At 63.1% G+C, this 16,644-nt stretch carries 13 protein-coding genes; 8 read left to right on the top strand and 5 right to left on the bottom strand.

Going from position 1 to position 16,644, the window contains the following annotated elements; genetic code table 11:
• Nucleotide 1: 1 nt before the first annotated feature.
• A complete protein-coding gene (locus tag D5261_RS19725) occupies nt 2-1,141 on the top strand; it encodes a hypothetical protein (protein ID WP_119324116.1) in 1,140 nt (379 codons plus the stop codon).
• Nucleotides 1,138-1,965, top strand: coding sequence for an SAM-dependent methyltransferase (locus D5261_RS19720; protein ID WP_119324117.1), 828 nt, complete (start codon nt 1,138-1,140; stop codon nt 1,963-1,965). Before D5261_RS19725 ends, D5261_RS19720 begins: the two co-directional genes overlap by 4 nt.
• On the opposite strand, the gene D5261_RS19715 is transcribed toward D5261_RS19720, so the two are convergent.
• From D5261_RS19715 to D5261_RS19700, 4 genes are all read right to left on the bottom strand, one after another.
• Nucleotides 1,962-2,507 carry an outer membrane beta-barrel protein gene (locus D5261_RS19715; RefSeq protein ID WP_119324118.1) on the bottom strand — a complete coding sequence of 182 codons (546 nt, stop codon included), beginning with the start codon at nt 2,505-2,507 and terminating at the stop codon, nt 1,962-1,964. The genes D5261_RS19720 and D5261_RS19715 overlap by 4 nt on opposite strands.
• Before the next feature lie 211 nt (nt 2,508-2,718).
• Nucleotides 2,719-3,966, bottom strand: coding sequence for a 2-oxoglutarate dehydrogenase complex dihydrolipoyllysine-residue succinyltransferase (gene odhB / locus D5261_RS19710; RefSeq protein ID WP_119324119.1), 1,248 nt, complete (start codon nt 3,964-3,966; stop codon nt 2,719-2,721).
• A gap of 60 nt (nt 3,967-4,026) precedes the next feature.
• Nucleotides 4,027-6,846, bottom strand: a complete 2,820-nt coding sequence (locus tag D5261_RS19705; protein ID WP_119324120.1) for a 2-oxoglutarate dehydrogenase E1 component — start codon at nt 6,844-6,846, stop codon at nt 4,027-4,029.
• Between the two features lie 295 nt (nt 6,847-7,141).
• A complete protein-coding gene (locus tag D5261_RS19700) occupies nt 7,142-9,043 on the bottom strand; it encodes a vWA domain-containing protein (protein ID WP_119324121.1) in 1,902 nt (633 codons plus the stop codon).
• A 235-nt stretch (nt 9,044-9,278) separates the two neighbouring features.
• Between D5261_RS19700 and upp the strand changes: the two genes are divergently transcribed.
• Nucleotides 9,279-9,911: a uracil phosphoribosyltransferase gene (gene upp, locus D5261_RS19695; protein WP_119324122.1), complete on the top strand. Its 633-nt coding sequence runs from the start codon at nt 9,279-9,281 to the stop codon at nt 9,909-9,911.
• Between the two features lie 15 nt (nt 9,912-9,926).
• Here the strand turns inward: upp and D5261_RS19690 are convergent, their stop codons facing one another.
• A complete protein-coding gene (locus tag D5261_RS19690; protein ID WP_301002103.1) occupies nt 9,927-10,781 on the bottom strand; it encodes a DUF58 domain-containing protein in 855 nt (284 codons plus the stop codon).
• A 34-nt stretch (nt 10,782-10,815) separates the two neighbouring features.
• Here D5261_RS19690 and D5261_RS19685 point away from each other — a divergent pair, with 34 nt between their 5' ends.
• The 5 genes from D5261_RS19685 (at nt 10,816) to D5261_RS19665 (ending at nt 16,373) form a co-directional block, all read left to right on the top strand.
• Complete coding sequence (locus tag D5261_RS19685) at nt 10,816-12,003, top strand: ComEC/Rec2 family competence protein (RefSeq protein WP_119324123.1); 1,188 nt, start codon at nt 10,816-10,818, stop codon at nt 12,001-12,003.
• Nucleotides 12,000-12,233, top strand: coding sequence for a DUF3006 domain-containing protein (locus tag D5261_RS19680; protein WP_119324124.1), 234 nt, complete (start codon nt 12,000-12,002; stop codon nt 12,231-12,233). Before D5261_RS19685 ends, D5261_RS19680 begins: the two co-directional genes overlap by 4 nt.
• A 395-nt stretch (nt 12,234-12,628) precedes the next feature.
• Nucleotides 12,629-13,720 (top strand): ABC transporter substrate-binding protein, encoded by a 1,092-nt coding sequence (locus tag D5261_RS19675; protein ID WP_218025736.1) that lies wholly within the window; start codon nt 12,629-12,631, stop codon nt 13,718-13,720.
• A gap of 117 nt (nt 13,721-13,837) precedes the next feature.
• Nucleotides 13,838-14,857 (top strand): ABC transporter permease, encoded by a 1,020-nt coding sequence (locus D5261_RS19670; protein WP_218025737.1) that lies wholly within the window; start codon nt 13,838-13,840, stop codon nt 14,855-14,857.
• Between the two features lie 13 nt (nt 14,858-14,870).
• A complete protein-coding gene (locus D5261_RS19665; RefSeq protein ID WP_119324125.1) occupies nt 14,871-16,373 on the top strand; it encodes a sugar ABC transporter ATP-binding protein in 1,503 nt (500 codons plus the stop codon).
• The last annotated feature ends 271 nt before the right edge of the window (nt 16,374-16,644 follow it).

Here is a 16,644-nt window from a genome sequence, read left to right as displayed (position 1 = left end):
GATGGAAGTCTTCCTGGGACAGCCCATCTCCGGAGGCGTCGCCATCGCCGCGGCGGCGCGGCTGACGATCGACCGCTTCGGCCCCGCGCTGCACCCCGAGCGCCGCCGCCGCGCGGCCGCCGCCGAGCTTCGCGGGTTCTACGAATCCGACCCGGAGCCCTCTCAGGTGATCCTGGTGATGGACCGGCTATATCCGGGAGTGGTCGGCGCGCCGATGGTCGGTCTGGAAGTCCTGGGCATCGCCGTCGCGGAAGACGCCGAACCGTTTTCGGCGCCCTACCCCATCGTCTCCGGTCTGGGAACGCCGTTTCTTGAAAACGTCAATGAGTTCGATATCCTCGTGCTCGACGGCGACCGGGGCCGCGTGTATATCGACGCCGACGCGTCCGTGATCGCCCGCTATCAAAAGCCGGCGAGCCGCGCGCGTGTCTATTTCGTGGATTCGGCCCATCTGCCGGCCCGGACCGCCTACGCCAATATCCGTGTCGAAGTGCTCGCCATCGCCCGGTCGCTCGAAGATGTTTCGCTCGCGATGCGGGCCGGCGCCGATGGCGTGTATCTGCCGCCGGATAACACCGTCTTTGGGACGTTCGACGAGCCACAAAACTCCGAGGACCAGACGCAGACCTGGAAGACGCTGCTCGACGAAGTCGGCGCGCTGGCGATCGTGCTGGATCAGGAATTGGAGCGATTGGCGCTCTCGCCGATGCTGCGCGCCTGCGCGGAAGGGCAGATCCGCCTAATCACGCCGCCCTGGCTCGCCGAAGACGTGCGCGATCAATTCGCCGACACCGAAATCTTTTTGCAGGATGGCGACGAGCCCTTCCTGCGCCCCCTGCTTGTCGCCGGCATGCCGATAACGCAATCCGCGGACGATATTCCGGACGACTTCGATGACTTCGCCGGAGTCGCCATCGTCCCCACGCAGGCCGAAGACCTGGAGGCCGCCGAGCGCATCGTCCTGGCGGCGCGCCGTTCCAGCGCCCCGGTAATGATGCTTTGCGCGGACGAAGATTTCCAGGACGCCTCATTGGCCGACCGCGCGGCGTTTTTGGACGCCGCCGTCGCGCTCGGCGTCACGGCGCTGACGGGCAGGCCGGACGAGATCGAGAGTATCAAGGAGATCATCCGAACGCTATGACGCAGTCTGCAATTCCCCTATGCGTCACCACCGGCGTCAAGGGCCGGCCGGATCTTCAGGAGCGGGCGCGAGCGCTCGCGCATGAACTGGGCGGCGTTTACTATCCCCGCGAGAAAGACAATATCCCCGAAGTCCTCGCCGCCACCGGCGCCAAACGTGCGCTGGTCGTCACGCACACCAAGCTGGTGCTGCGCGACGGCGATTCCGAGTTCGAATACTCATTCCATCCCAACCTGGCGATGCTGCGGGGTTACAATGTCACGCGCGGCTGGCGGGACCTATACGTCGAAGCAGCCGCGTTGCAGCCCGGTGAATCGGTCCTGGACTGCACGCTCGGCTTCGCCGGCGAGGCGACTCTCGCGGCGCTGATGGTGGGAGAAACGGGAAAGGTCGTGGGTTTGGAGAGCGTGCCGGAGCTTGCGGCCGTCACGCGCGACGGCGTGAGCCGCTTCGACCTGGAGCCCAAGATCCTGGAAGAAGCAATGCGGCGCGTGCATGTCGTGACGGCCAGCTACCGCGACTATCTGCGCGAGGCCCCGGACGCATCGTTCGACCTGGTGTACTTCGACCCCTTCTTCGACGAACGCCTGCCCGGCTCCGAAAACTCCGTCAGCCCGCTGGCGCTCTTTGGAAACACGGAGCCGCTGGACACCGCCTCAATCCACGAAGCGCGCCGCGTCGCCCGCCGCCGCGTCGTGATCAAGCATCCACGGCGCGACGCCCTCCCCCCAGAGATCGAATCGCTGGTCGAGGAGAGCGTCACCGGCCGCAAAAGCCGCGTCGTCTATAAGATCCTGCCGCCGCTCGCGGCGGGCTTAACTTAGAACCGGTATCCCAGATCCGCGCTGAAGCCGCTCAGATCCGTGTCGCTGACTTTCTGCGGAAGGTAGGTGTAGCCGCCTTCGATGAATGCGCCCTGGTTCAGTTCAACACCGACGCTGGCCTTCAGTCCGACACCGGTCGTATTCTTGGTTTGGCCGCCGCCCTTCGCCTGCTCGAAGTAAACGCCGAGCCCCGCGCCGTAGAACGGAGACACGGTGGTGTTGGTCGCTTTATTCGCATAGGCGCGGACGCCAAGGCCGACGCCAATGTACTGTCCACGCACGCCGTCCTTCTCCTTGCCGGAATAATCCACATATCCCAGCTTCAGCAGCGGCGACGCCGTGTCGGTCTTGCCGAACGCATAGTCTCCGCCAACGTGCAGCCACGTGTTGCCGAGCGTGCGCGCGTCGCCGCCGGACGGGAAGTATCCACCGATCTTGATGCTGAGCGGCTTCTGCACCGGGGCATCCTGAGCCTGAGCCGCCGAGGTTCCAAGGACGCTCGCGAGCAAAGCGATCGTGCTGACAATCATTGTCTTTTTCATGGGTTTCTCCGTATGTGTATTTCTCGTTTACCGCTCAGTAGTGTCTGAGTCTTCTCTCATAACGACAACGCAAAACCATGTTTTGTTTCATCGTTTTCATATCGATACAACGCCAGAATACCGACATTCGGTTCCAGGTTAAACGCAAAATTGCCGCCGGTCGCAAAAACCAGCGGCAATTATTCTCAGTTAAACGCCTGTAAAGACGCTGTTAGCCTTCCAGCAGCAGCGACTCCGGGTCTTCCAGCAGTTCCTTGATCTTCACCAGGAACCGCACGGCGGTGCCGCCGTCGACGATCCGGTGATCGTAGGACAGCGCGACGTACATCATCGGGCGGATGACCACTTGACCGGCGACGGCGATGGGCCGTTCCTCGATCTTGTGCATGCCGAGGATGCCGACCTGCGGGGTGTTCAGGATCGGGGTGGACATCAGGGAGCCGTAGACGCCGCCGTTGGTGATGGTGAACGTGCCGCCCAGCATCTCGGCGATCGTCAGCTTGTTCTCGCGCGCTTTGCCGGCGAGCGAGCCGATTTCCTTTTCGATCTCGGCGAAGGTCTTGCGGTCCGCGTCGCGCACGACGGGAACGACGAGGCCCTCTTCGACGCCCACGGCGACGCCGATGTCGTAGTACTTCTTCAGCACGATCTCATCGCCCTGGATCTCGCCGTTGACGTACGGGAAGGCTTTGAGCGCGCCGATGGTCGCCTTGGTGAAGAACGACATGAAGCCGAGGCCGACGCCGTGCTTTTCCTTGAACGAATCTTTGCGGCGCTTGCGGACTTCCATGACGGCGGTCATGTCGATCTCGTTGAAGGTCGTCAGCATCGCGGCGGTGTGCTGCGCTTCGACCAGGCGAGTGGCGATCGTCTGGCGGCGGCGCGTCATCCGCACGCGCTCCTCCGGGCGTCCGCTCGGCGCAGCGGGCGCAGCCGCCGGAGCGGCCGGGGCGGGCTTCGACGCGGGCGCGGCCGCCGAGGCGGCCGCCGCGATTGTCGTGGCGGTCGCGGGGGCTTCCGCCTGGCGCTCGACGAAGGTCGCGACGTCATCCTTCACGATCCGGCCATTCGGGCCACTGCCTTTGAGCTGGCTCAGATCGACATTGTTGCTGTCGGCGAGGCGCTTGGCGACGGGAGACGCGTGGGTCTCCGCCACCGGCGCGGGCGCTTCGGCGGCCACGGCGGTGGCGGCCACGGGCGCGGCCGCAACCGGCGCCGCGGCAGCGGGCACGATGGTCGCCAGAAGGTCGCCCACCGCCACGGTGTCGCCTTCCGCGCCGGTAATGCCCTGGATCACGCCGCTTTCGTCCGCCGGCACTTCCACGTTCACCTTATCCGTATCCAGCTCGAGAATGGTCTCTCCCGCCGTCACGGCGTCCCCGTCTTTTTTCAGCCACCGTGTGATGGTCGCCTCGACGATCGATTCGCCAAGCTGCGGCACACGTATTTCAACGGGCATTGTTCACTCCGCTCCTTTTTGCGTTGATCTCCGGGGCATAATCACGGCGCCCCGGCTTTTTCACGATTTGACGACGGCCTTTTTGACCTTGAGGGCCGGCGCGGCGCTCAGAGCCGCCGCCACGATCCGGTTCTGCTCGGTCGTGTGCCGGCGGATGGAGCCTTCGGCCGGGCTCGCGGACTCCGGACGGCCGACGTAAGTCAGCGTCTGTCCAGGAGCGAGCAGGTCGCGCAGTTTGGGCTCCATGTAAGTCCAGGCGCCCATATTCTTCGGCTCCTCCTGCATCCAGACGATCTCCTGAGCGTTCGGATAGGAGGCCAGGGTATCGCGCAGGACATCGCCGGGGAACGGGTAGAGCTGCTCGACGCGCACCGCCGCGAGATGGCTGGACGCTTCGGCGAACGCTTCGTTTCCGATCAGATCGACATAGACCTTGCCGCTGCTGAGCACAATGCGGGAAATGTCCGATGCGTGGCTTCGCGCCGCCGCGTCGTCGATCACCGTCTGGAAGTGGCCCGTCGCCAGATCCTGCAATGACGACGCCGCCTTGGGATGGCGCAGCAGGCCCTTCGGCGTCATGATGATCAATGGGCGCGGCGCGGTGTGCAGCAGCGCCGCCTGACGCCGCAGGACGTGGAAGTACTGCGCCGCCGTCGTGCAGTTGACGATACGGATGTTGTCCGAAGCCGCAAGCTGAAGGAACCGCTCGACGCGTCCGCTGGAGTGCTCCGGCCCCTGCCCTTCGTAGCCATGGGGCAGCAGCAGTACAAGCGACGGGGTTTGCAGCCACTTGGCGTTGCCCGAAACCAGGAACTGGTCGACGATGACCTGCGCGCCGTTGACGAAGTCGCCGAACTGCGCTTCCCAGAGCACCAAGACGCCGGCCGCGTGCATACTGTAGCCGTATTCAAAGCCCAGCGCCGCCGTTTCGGAGAGCGGGCTGTTGTACACGGCGAAGCTCGCCGTGGACTGCGGCAGTTCCTGCAAAGGCGTGTAGCGCTCGCCGGTCGTCGGGTCGTGCAGCACGGAGTGACGCGTGGAGAAGGTGCCGCGCTCGGCGTCCTGCCCGCTGAGACGGATCGGCGTGCCTTCGGTCAGGATCGACGCGAACGCCAGCGCTTCCGCGTGCGCCCACTCAATGCCGTTCTCTTCCTGAATGCCCGCGCGGCGGCGGACGATCAAGGTGCGGTCCAGCTTGGCGTTCGCGGTGAAGCCCACCGGGCGGGCCAGCAGCGCTTCGTTGAGCTCGATCAAACGCTCGGCCGGAACGGCGGTGTCCACATGCGGCAGGGAGTTTTCGCCGCTGCCGTACGGCAGCGGTCCCTTGGAGAGACCACGGCCGGACGGAGTCGTGCGCGCCTCTTGCAGCGTATCCTGCACCGTCTTGATCATCGCGTTGACTTCGTCCCGCGTGAGCAGACCGGCGCGCTCCAGTTCGCGGCCCCAGAGTTCGCGCACTGTTGGATGCGTCGAGATGTTCTCGTACATCCGGGGCTGCGTGAAGGACGGTTCGTCGCCCTCGTTGTGTCCCCAGCGCCGGTATCCCACAAGGTCGATCAAGAAATCCTTGCCGAAGCGCTCGCGGTACGCGTGCGCCATCCGCGCGGCGGCGATACACGCCTCTGGATCGTCGGCGTTGACATGGACAATCGGGATCTCGAACCCCTTCGCCAGGTCGCTGGCGTACAGCGTCGAGCGCGAATCGCGCGGGCTGGTGGTGAAACCGATCTGGTTGTTCGTGATGATATGGATCGTGCCGCCCACATCATAACCGAAGAGCTGCGAAAGGTTGAGCGTCTCCGCGACGACGCCCTGGCCGGGGAACGCCGCGTCGCCATGGATCAGGATCGCCAGCGAAGCGCTCGGGTCGTGCAGCGTCTTGCGGCGTCCCTGGCGTGTTTCCTGCGCGGCGCGGGCGCGGCCCACGGCGACGGGATCGACGAACTCCAGGTGGCTCGGGTTCGGCGCCAGCGTGATGGGCATCTCATGCCCGCCATTCTCCGAATAGTTGCGGCGCGCGCCCATATGGTACTTGACATCGCCCGTCCAGCCCGACGAACCCGTTCCGGAGACCGCCGACGATTCGTCCTTCGCCGCCTGGAACTCCGCCAGGATCGCGCTGTAGGGTTTGCCGAGGATATGCGCGAGGACGTTCAGACGGCCTCGGTGCGCCATACCCATGACGATTTCGCGCGTGTCGGCGACGGAGGCGGCGTGGATAATGGCGTCGAGGATCGGCACGACCATGTCGGTGCCTTCGATGGAGAAGCGCTTGGCGCCGATGAAGGTGGTGTGGAGGAAGCGCTCGAAGGTTTCGACTTCGGTGAGGCGCTTGAGGACATCGATCTTTTGCGTGGCGTCGAAGTCCTGGAAGAAGCGGCGGGTCTCGATCGCGTCGACGATCCACTTGCGTTCTTCGTCGACTTGAATGTGATCGTCTTCGTAACCGATCGTTCCGGAGTAAACGCGGCGCAGTCGCCCCAGCGCCTCCAGCGCATTCGGCGCGCCCACCGCCAGCGGTCCGCCGACGACGCTTGCGGGAAGGGTGGTCAGGTCGCGGGTTTGAAGACCGTGCGTCTCCAGTTCCAATCCCGGGTCGCCGGGAGGCGGACTGCCAAGCGGATCGATGTGCGCGGTCAGATGTCCTAGCTCTCGCACCAAGCGCGCAACGCGCGCCGTGGCGACGATCTTATTGACATCGATGGCGGCGACAACGCCGCCCTCGCTGACCGGCGGAGATCCCAGACCGGCCGGAGGCGACCAGTCCGCAAAAAACGCCCGGGTCTCCGGATCCACAGATTCCGGATTTTCCTGGTATTGATCGTAAAGATCAAGAACGTAGCCCGCATTTGGGCCGAAAAACCTGCTGAGCTCACTCATGCCACAACCAACCTTGCCCCTCATTGGTTCGTCCGCTCGCGAGACACGACGTCGATGCACGGCTTCACGCGAGGCCTATAAAAAACAGCAACGATGCAGTCTTCTCAAAAGCCCGGCGCGCGACCAAACCGGCGCACGAAACCTGACGAGCGCAATTCCGCCAGTATTTGTACTGATTGTACCCGATGAGTTTCCATTCGTCCAGGTTTATTTACCAGGCTGTGGCAAACCCAAAGTCGGGGGTAGCTCACACGGAGGAGTGGGTCTGCCGCGGGAAGAGCGAACAGCCCTTCTCTCACACCCTCCGATGAAACACCAGCCATTCCAGTAACAGGAAGACCAGCGCGGCGGCGGCGATCGCGGTCCAGTATTCGCTGCGCACGGGCTGGAGATGGAGGGGTTTCACGGGGGCGCCGCTGGGCGCGCGCGTCAGTTCGGGATGCGATTCGGGGGTGAGCGTGCTGACGTATTTGTTCAGCAGGTTCACGGCGAAGGGATGGTGGTAGCTGGCGCCCGCGTCGGCCTGATAGACGCCGACCTCGTCCGCCTGATCGAACAGCGCGACGCCGCCGTCGGGCGGCGCGCTGACCCAGTCGGATTTGCCGTCGGGCCGCGTGATCTTGACGCTGGACAATCCGGGCGGCGTGGTCAGCGAGACGACGGTCCCGGCGATGGAGTCCGGCGAAGCGGGGCCAAGGCCGCCCGTCGAGGTGAGCCAGTTGACGCAGTTGGTCAGGAAGATCGGGAAGGAGACGCGCAGGGGCCAATCGGAATCGCCGAGATCGAAACCGACGCCGACCACGCGCGCGCCGTCATGCTCTCCGGCGGCCACCAGTGGCCCCGCCTGCGTTTCAGCCAGGCTCTCCGCCCACAGCGCCAGTTGCAGGGTCGGCGACTTCGCCAGGGCAAGGCCGCTCAGATCGACATAACGCATCAACGGATGCGTGCGATCCTGATCGATGATCTGCGTGGCTTCCTCCGAAGGCGCGCCCGCCGACGTGAATGTCGATTGCGGTCCAAGCGCGTTGAACAGAAGATAATTGCCGGGTTTGAGCGCGCCTTTGGGCAGGAACGCGTCAAAGACGACGAGGTCGTAGCCGGCGCCGCCTTTTCCCGACGCGGTGAACTCGCTGGGCGCCACTTCCTCCAGCACGACATCCGGATCGATGTTCAGACCGCGCTCCAGGAAGAGATTGCCGCTGCTCACGAGCAAAACACGGCGCTTCCGCGGCGTCGCCAGCGCCAGTGATGCGGTGTCGTCGCGGTCCAGATCGTCCTTGAGACCGTCCAGACGCGCGGTGATGAGCCCGCCCTGTGTCAAATCTGGACCGGTGAACGTTTCCGACTGCGAGCCGCCGGCGAAGGTCAGCGAGCGGGAATCGATCACGCGGCCGTCGCGCAGCAGAGTCAGCGTCGTTCCTTCATGCGGGCGTCCGCCGAGGTTCTCCACATTGACAAACACTTCGTACTCACCGGATACGGGATCGCGCCGGCCGTCCATCGCCGTGATCGCGACATTGTCCGCGCTTTTGGCGCCGATCGTCTGCATCGAAACGTCGGCGCCACCGAGCGTGATCGCGCTGAGCCGCTGCTGGGCGTCGGGGCCGAACGCTCCATCGGAGAAAATCTTTACGCGCGCGCCGTTCCCGTTGCCAATCAACGACTGCGCCAGCGCGAGCGCGCCCGGCATATCCGCGATAGTGTCGGTCGGCGCGATGTCGTCAATCGCCTGCTTCACACGCCCGCGGTCGGTCGTAAAGCTGAGCGACGTCGATGGCTTCGCCGTGGCGGCGATCACCGTGGCGACATCGCCCAGGCGCATCTCGCGATCCAGATAATTCTTCGCCGCTTCCTTCGCCGCCGCCAGGCGCGACGGCTGCACATCCGTGGCGTTCATCGACGCCGAACTGTCCACGATAACCACGATGGCGCCCCCCGCCCCCGCCTGACCGTAGACGAACGGCCGCGCCAGGGCGAAGATCAGCAGGAAAGCCGCCAGGAGCTGTAGAAAGAGGAGCAAATGCCTGCGAAGCTTCTGTAAGGGCGCATTCGACTGCGTCGGCGCCAGCACATCACGCCAGAGGTACAGCGAGGAGACGGTGACGTCCTGCCGTTTGAGGCGCAGCATCCAGAGGGCGATGATGCCGCCGCAAAGCGGGATGAGCCAGAGAAGATTGAGAGCGCTGAGAAGGTTCATGGAGGAGTATCTCGATAAATAGAGCGCAATCTGAAGAATTTAGGATAGCCGGCGAATGAATTCGCGCCTAAAAGTACAGCCGTCGGCCTTCGCCGACTTCGGAGCCTACGGCATTAAGATAGATTCCTGCGGCGCAAATTCTGAACCCGCGCAGGCGGGTGACCGTACTTATAGGCGCGAATTCATTCGCCGGCCATCTTGATCATCTCGCCACCGAACGAAAACGAATTCAACTATGCCCATCACCGTCCTAGATCATCCCCTCGCCGCGCACTATCTCACACTGCTGCGCGACAAAAGCACCGAACCGGCGAAGTTTCGCACGCTGACCAAGAAGCTGACGTTACTATTGATCGTCGAAGCGACTCGCGGCTTGACGACCGTTCCAGCCACCGTGGAGACACCGATGGAAGCTTATTCCGGCCGGAAGCTCGGCGGCGGACTGATCGCCGTCCCCATTCTGCGCGCCGGCTTGGGAATGCTGGATCCGCTCCTGGAGCTGTTCCCCGACGTCTCCGTAGGCTACATTGGCCTGGAGCGCGATCACGCGACGGCGGTTGCGGCTTCCTATTATGCAAAGCTGCCGCCCAAAATCGGCGGGCGGACGACCCTGGTGCTGGACCCCATGCTCGCGACCGGCGGTTCGGCGTCGAACGCCATCGCGCGGATCAAGGAAGCCGGCGCCGGGCCGATCTTGATGCTCAGCATTGTCGCGGCGCCCGAAGGCGTCGCGCGGCTCAATGAGGACCATCCGGATGTCGCGGTCTTCAGCGCCGGCCTGGATCGCGAACTCAACGACCGCAAGTATATCCTGCCAGGCCTGGGCGATTTCGGCGACCGATTGTACGGCACCGAACCGATCGACTGATTCTCATTAACGACGTTAGCGCAGCAGGCCGCCGCGCCGCAGGAACTGCAAGATCACATCCTCGAACGGCACGGCGGTCGAAGTCCGCACATAATCCATTCCGTAACGGGACGACACGCTCTTGAGTTCCGCGTAGAATTTTTGCAGACGCTCTTCGTAGCGCCCCAGCAGGTGCGCGGAGATACTGACCTCCCCTTGCTCGCCCGTCTCGGAATCCACAAGACGCAGATCGCCGGTCAGCGGCGGCTTGATCTCGTCTTCGTCGAGCACATGCAGCAGGACGATCTGGAGGTTGCGCGCCATCAACGCTTTCAGGCCGCGCTGGTAGGTGTCGTCGAAGAAGTCGGAGATCACGACGGCGATGCCGCCGGTCGTGGTGCGCGCGGCGTACTGGGTGAGCGCGTCTCCGAACCGGGTTTCCCCCTCGGACGGCATTTTCGTTTCGAGAAAGCGAAAGAAGGGAACGATGCCTGGTTTGCCGCGCAGGGGAGACATTGGCTCGCGCAGTCCCGCGCTGAAAGGGGCGACCGAAACGCGATCGTACTCGCACAGGGCGATATATCCCAGCGCCGCCGCCGTGCGCCGCGCGTAATCGGCCTTGGTCAAGGGAGAGCCGAAACTCATGCTCTTGCTGGTGTCGATCAAGAGGTGAAGATTGAGATCCTCTTCCTCGATGAACAGCTTGAGGAAAAGTTTGTCGAGACGGCCGTAGGCCTTCCAATCGACGTAACGGAGATCGTCTCCAGAAGAATACTCGCGGTAATCGGCGAACTCAATCGAAGCTCCCCGTTTGACGGAACGCCGTTCGCCCTTGGTCAGTCCCGCGTACGCGCGCCGGCTGACGAGGCTTAAGGCTTCGAGCTTCTTCAAGAATTCCGGTTCCAGAATCAGTTGGGGTGTCGCCATGAAACTGGTGCATTGTAGCATACTTTTACTCGTCGTCGCCTCCGGATGCGCAAAGTCTCCGTCCGGCCCGGCGTCGCCCAATCGAATTGGCGGGGTTCGCCTGCCCGCCGGCGCCGCGCCGATGACCGGTGCGGGCATCATGACTGTGTCTTATATCGATATCGGCCAGGGCGACAGCGAGCTTTTGCAGACGCCCTCCGGCAAGAATATCCTGATCGACAGCGGCCCGCCCGGCAGCCGCGCGGCGCTGATGGGCTATCTCAGCCGGCGCGGCGTGACGGACCTGGACTTCATCATCGCGTCTCACCCGCATGAAGACCATATCGGCAATATGCCGGCCGTATTACAGCAGTTTACAGTCCATGAGTTTCTGGACAGCGGCCTCGCGACGGCCAGCCAAACCCAGAAACGGATGCTTCAGGAGATCAAGGCGCATGGCGTGAAGTTCACCATCGTTTCGCGCAGCCTGGTCGGAACCAAACGGGATCTGGGCGACGGCGTCACCATGCAGTTCTTCGAGCCCAAGACTCCCCTGCTCACGGGAACCAGCAGCGATCCGAACAACAACAGCGTCGTCTGCAAGGTGACCGACGGCAAAGTGCGTTTCCTCTTTTGCGGCGATCAGGAAGAGACCGAGCGCGCCCGCCTTTATCAAGACAACCCCGATCTGCGCGCGGAGATCTACAAAGCCGCGCACCATGGATCGCACAACGGCACGGACGACGCATTTATGGCGCGCGTCCAGCCCAAGGACGCCATTATCTCCTGCGGCGTCGGCAATAGTTACGGTCATCCCCATAAAGAAGCGCTCATGGCGCTGGCGAAGTCCGGCGCGAAGGTCTGGCGCACGGACCAGCAGGGAACGATCGTGGTCACCACGGACGGCAAGACCTACCATGTGACGCCATTGGGCAAATCCGCCGACGCCCCCGCGCCCGGCAAGGGACAATCACGCGGACCACGCGCCGCCGCCCCATCCAGCGGCGCCGGCGCGGCCCCGACTCCGGCGGCGGCCGCGGCGGGAAACGGAACCGAAAGCGGCCAGATCGTGGGAAATAAACGGTCCCACATTTACCATCTTTCCAGCGACAGCGGAAACCTGCCGTCGGCAAAGAACCGGATTTACTTTGGAAGCGCCGCTGAAGCGGAGGCCGCTGGATACCGCGCGGCGAGGAGCACGCAATGACGCAAAAGCGTTTCTTTTTGGACCGAATCGAGGGCGATTTCGCCGTTCTCATACCGGAAGGCGGCAAGGAGGAACAAAATGTTCCGCGCGCGGACCTGCCGGCCGGCATTCCAGAAGGCGCCTGGCTGATTTGGCGCAGCGCCAGCAAAACGTTTCACGTCGATGAAACCGAAACAAAGAAAGCGAAAGACGATGTTCAGAGCTTGATAGATGAACTGGCGGGAGGCTAGGTTCCGCAGGTATTCATGTCACAAAAGGATACATTGTGTCACATTTCACGCACTTGATATTTTCGCGTGAATAACGTATTCTTATAGCATTGTTTGTCCGTCAAGCGCGTCCACCCACTTACGCCGCCCTTCGCTGATGGTATGACCCCACTCCATCTTTCACATCGGCCGGCCGGCCGCGCGGAATCCGATATGGATACGACGGTATCATACATATAATCCTAATGGAACCTATGATATAATGGCTCCGCTATGATATAATGGCGCTGGATAGCGCTGCAAGCTCTGACCCCACTGCGGATTCGCGATCAATGTGCGACAGTTGAGGCAAGGCGCTTGCGGCGATTGCTGCATCAACCCATCGACAACCACTTTACACCCGCTCTGGAGGCGCCATGTTGAACAATTCTCATTTCATGACCGGGCGAAGCCGCTCGCTGATCTGCAGCCGCACCGCCGCGATCGTCTGCGCATTCAGCGTGTCGGCGTCGCTGCTGACCGGATGCGGCGGCAAGAAGGACGCCGCGACCGGAACCGGATCCACCCCGGGCGCCGCGGCGCCCGCCGGCCCGGAAATCGACATCGCCGTTATTCCTAAGGGCACCACTCACGATTACTGGAAGTCGCTGCACGCCGGCGCCGCGAAGGCCGAGCAGGAGGCCAAGGCGGCGGGCAAGAACGTCCACATTATCTGGAAAGGCCCCGTCCGCGAGGACGACCGCAACGCGCAGACCGACGTCGTGCAGACCTTCACCACCCAGAAGGTCAGCGCCATGGTGCTGGCTCCCCTGGACTCCGAAGCGCTGGCGCGCCCCGTCGAGGCCGCTGAGGACGCCGGCATTCCGGTCGTCATTATCGACTCCTCGCTGAACTCCAAGAAGATCGCCTCCTATGTCGCCACCGATAACGAAAAGGGCGGCGCGCTTGCCGGAACCCAAATGATCAAGCTGCTCGGCGGCAAGGGACGCATTCTCGTGCTGCGCTACGGCATCGGCTCCGCCAGCACCGAACAGCGCGAAAAGGGCTTCCTGGACACCATCAAGACCGCGCCGGGAATCACCGTCGTCTCCAGCGATCAGTACGCCGGCCCCACAGTCGATACGGCATACAAGTCGGCTCAGAACGTGCTCGGCCGCTACGGCAAGCAGATCGACGGCGTCTTCACTCCGAACGAGAGCTCGACCCTCGGCATGCGGCTGGCGCTCAAGGACATCAACGAGCTGGGCAAGCTGAAGTTCGTCGGCTTCGACAGCAGCGGACCGCTGATCGACGCGCTGAAGGCGAATGAGATCCAGGCGCTCGTGGTCCAGAACCCGTTCCAGATGGGCTATATGGGCGTCAACACCGCCCTGGACGCCATCGCGAAGAAGCAGGTCCCGGCAACCATCGACACCGGCGTCACCCTCGTCACTCCGGAGAACGTCGGCGATCCGAAGGTCAACGAGCTTATCAACCCGCCGATCGACAAGTATCTAGGCGCTTCCTAACCATCCGTCGTTTTCGACCTCAGACAATACGCTATCGGCCCGGCAGGGAGCATTCAGCCGCCTGCCGGGTCCGCGTTGCAACTGGGGCCGGAACATTTCAGGGCAGAGTATTTTTCTATGACTACCGTTCAATCCGATCCCCCCATGCAAGCCAAGGCCGCGCCGAGCAGCCCCGGCGCGCGCGTACAGCAGATCATGAAATCGCTGGGACCGTTCATCGGCCTCTTCCTGGTGGTCGTGCTGTTCTCCATCCAGCCGGGCGTCGGCAAGACGTTCCTGAGCTTCGATAACTTCCAGCTCGTGCTCAGCCAGACCGTCATCGTCGCGATCGGCGCGCTGGGGATGACCATGATCATCATCAGCAGCGGCATCGACCTTTCGGTCGGCTCCGTCGTGGCGCTGACGGGCGTGGCGGCGGCGGTCCTGATGAAGGACCACCACATGCCGGCGATTGTCGGCCTGCTCGCGGCGGTCATCCTGGGCGGCATTGTGGGCGCGATCAACGGCGGGCTGATCGTGGCGCTGCGCGTCACCCCGTTTATCGTCACCCTAGGCACCCTGGAAGTCGCGCGCGGCGTGGCGAAGTGGATCGGAAACGAAAACGCTGTCTACGCACCCCATAGCTGGATCGACCAGCTGACGCAGAACACCGCCCCCGGCGGCGTCTCCGCCGCCGTATGGATCGTGATCGCGCTGGCGATCCTCGTCCACTTGATGCTGAAGTTCACGGTCTTCGGACGCTCGATCTTCGCGATCGGCTCCAACGAAGTCGCGTCCCGCCTGTCGGGTCTGCGCGTGGACGCCCTCAAGATCAGCATCTACGCCCTCGCGGGTCTCTTCTTTGGTCTGTCGGGAATTATGCAGTTCGCGCGCCTCAGCGGCATGGGCGATCCGACCATCGCGCAGGGCGAGGAGCTGGACGTCATCGCGGCCGTCGTCATCGGCGGAGGCAGCCTGAGCGGCGGCGAGGGATCGATTCTGGGATCGCTGATCGGCGCATTGATCATGGCGCTCCTGCGCAACGGCTCGCAGCTTATGGGCTGGCCGAGCTACATCCAGGAGATCATCATCGGAGTCGTTATCGTCGTCGCCGTGGCGCTGGACCGCATCCGCCACCGTTCGGCGGGCAAGGCGTAAGAAAGCGACGATTATGACGACAAGCACGAACGCGCCTCTTCTGCAAATGGAGGCGATCAGCAAGAGCTTCCCCGGCGTCAAAGCACTCCAGGATGTCAGTTTCGACGTCGTCCCCGGCGAAGTCCACGCCATCATGGGCGAAAACGGCGCGGGTAAGTCCACGCTGATGAAGATCCTCGCCGGCGCTTATAAAGCCGACACCGGCCGGATCCTCATGAACGGCCACCCTATCGAAGCGCGCACGCCGCAGCAGGCGATGGAGCTAGGCATCCAGATCATCTACCAGGAACTGAACCTCGTGCCGCACCTGAGCGTCGCCGAGAACATCTTCCTGGGGCGAATGACGCCCGGAGCCTTTCCCGGCTCGGTCAGCCATCGGAAGATGCGCGAGCAGGCCCAGAAGATCCTCGCCGACCTCGGCCTGGACGTCGATGTCTCCAAGCCCGTCAATCAGCTTTCCATCGCCCAGCAGCAGCTCGTGGAGATCGCCAAGGCGACCAGCCGCAAGGCGCTCGTGATCGCGATGGACGAGCCGTCGGCGACGCTCACCGAGCACGAACAGGAAAGCCTCTGGCGGCTGGTCAAGCGGCTGCGCGATTCCGGCATCGGAATCATCTACATCTCGCACCGCATGGACGAAGTCTTCATGCTGGCGGACCGCGTGACGGTATTGCGCGACGGCAAGACGATCAAGACGCATTACATGTCCGAGACGACCCCCGAGCACCTGATCGGGGAGATGGTCGGCCGCAGCCTGGAATCGAACTTCCCGAAAGTCGTCGCGCCGGTCGGAAAATCCGTGCTGACAATCAAGGGCCTCAACCGCAAAGGCGTCCTGCGCGATATCAATCTCACCGTGAACGCCGGTGAAGTCGTCGCCCTGGCCGGCCTCGTCGGCGCGGGCCGCACCGAGATCGCCCGCTGCATCTTCGGCGCCGATCCTTACGACTCCGGCGAGTTCACGCTGGACGGCAAGCCCTACACCCCAAAGTCGCCCTATAAAGCGACACACGCCGGCATCGGCTTCGTTACCGAAGACCGCAAAGGCCAGGGCTTGATCCTGCCGATGAGCGTGCGCGAGAACACCACCCTCGCCTCTCTGGACCTTGTCTCCTCCATCGGCAAGATCTCGTTCAAGAAGGAACGCGACGCCGCCTCCAAGTACGTCGCAAGCCTGCGCACGCGCACCCCCAGCGTCGAGCAGCGCGTCGGCAACCTCAGCGGCGGCAACCAGCAGAAGGTCGTCCTGGCGAAGTGGCTGTTCCGCAACACCAAGCTGCTGATTCTGGACGAACCGACACGCGGCATCGATGTCGGCGCCAAGGTCGAGATCTACCAGCTCATCAACGAACTCGCCGCGCAAGGCATCGCCATCTTAATGATCTCTTCGGAGCTGCCGGAAGTTCTGGGAATGGCGGATCGGATCATCGTTATCAACCAGGGACGTGTTGCGGGAGAGCTTAACCGAGATGAGGCGACCCAGGAGAAGGTTGGAGCGCTGGCGGTGGGGGCTTAGTCCCTATTCCCCCGGCGCTAAAGCGCTTCCCCCTTTTTCCCAGCAAGCCGCTTCGCGGGGGAAAAGGGGAGCCACTCACTGAGTTCCATTCACTCGTTTCGTAGCCGTTAAAGACAAAACAGAGCATATAAACGAACAGCCCATTCTCTCTTGCCTAAATCAAGAGTGAATGGGCTGTAATTATTTGCTCCCCTTTTCCCGCCCGAAGGGCCTTGCTGGGAAAAAGGGGGAAAGCGCTTTAGCGCCGGGGGAATAGGGACGAACGCGGGAA

It is taken from the genome of Capsulimonas corticalis (assembly GCF_003574315.2).
GTDB lineage: Bacteria > Armatimonadota > Armatimonadia > Armatimonadales > Capsulimonadaceae > Capsulimonas > Capsulimonas corticalis.
This window is presented reverse-complemented; position numbering and strand designations above follow the sequence as displayed.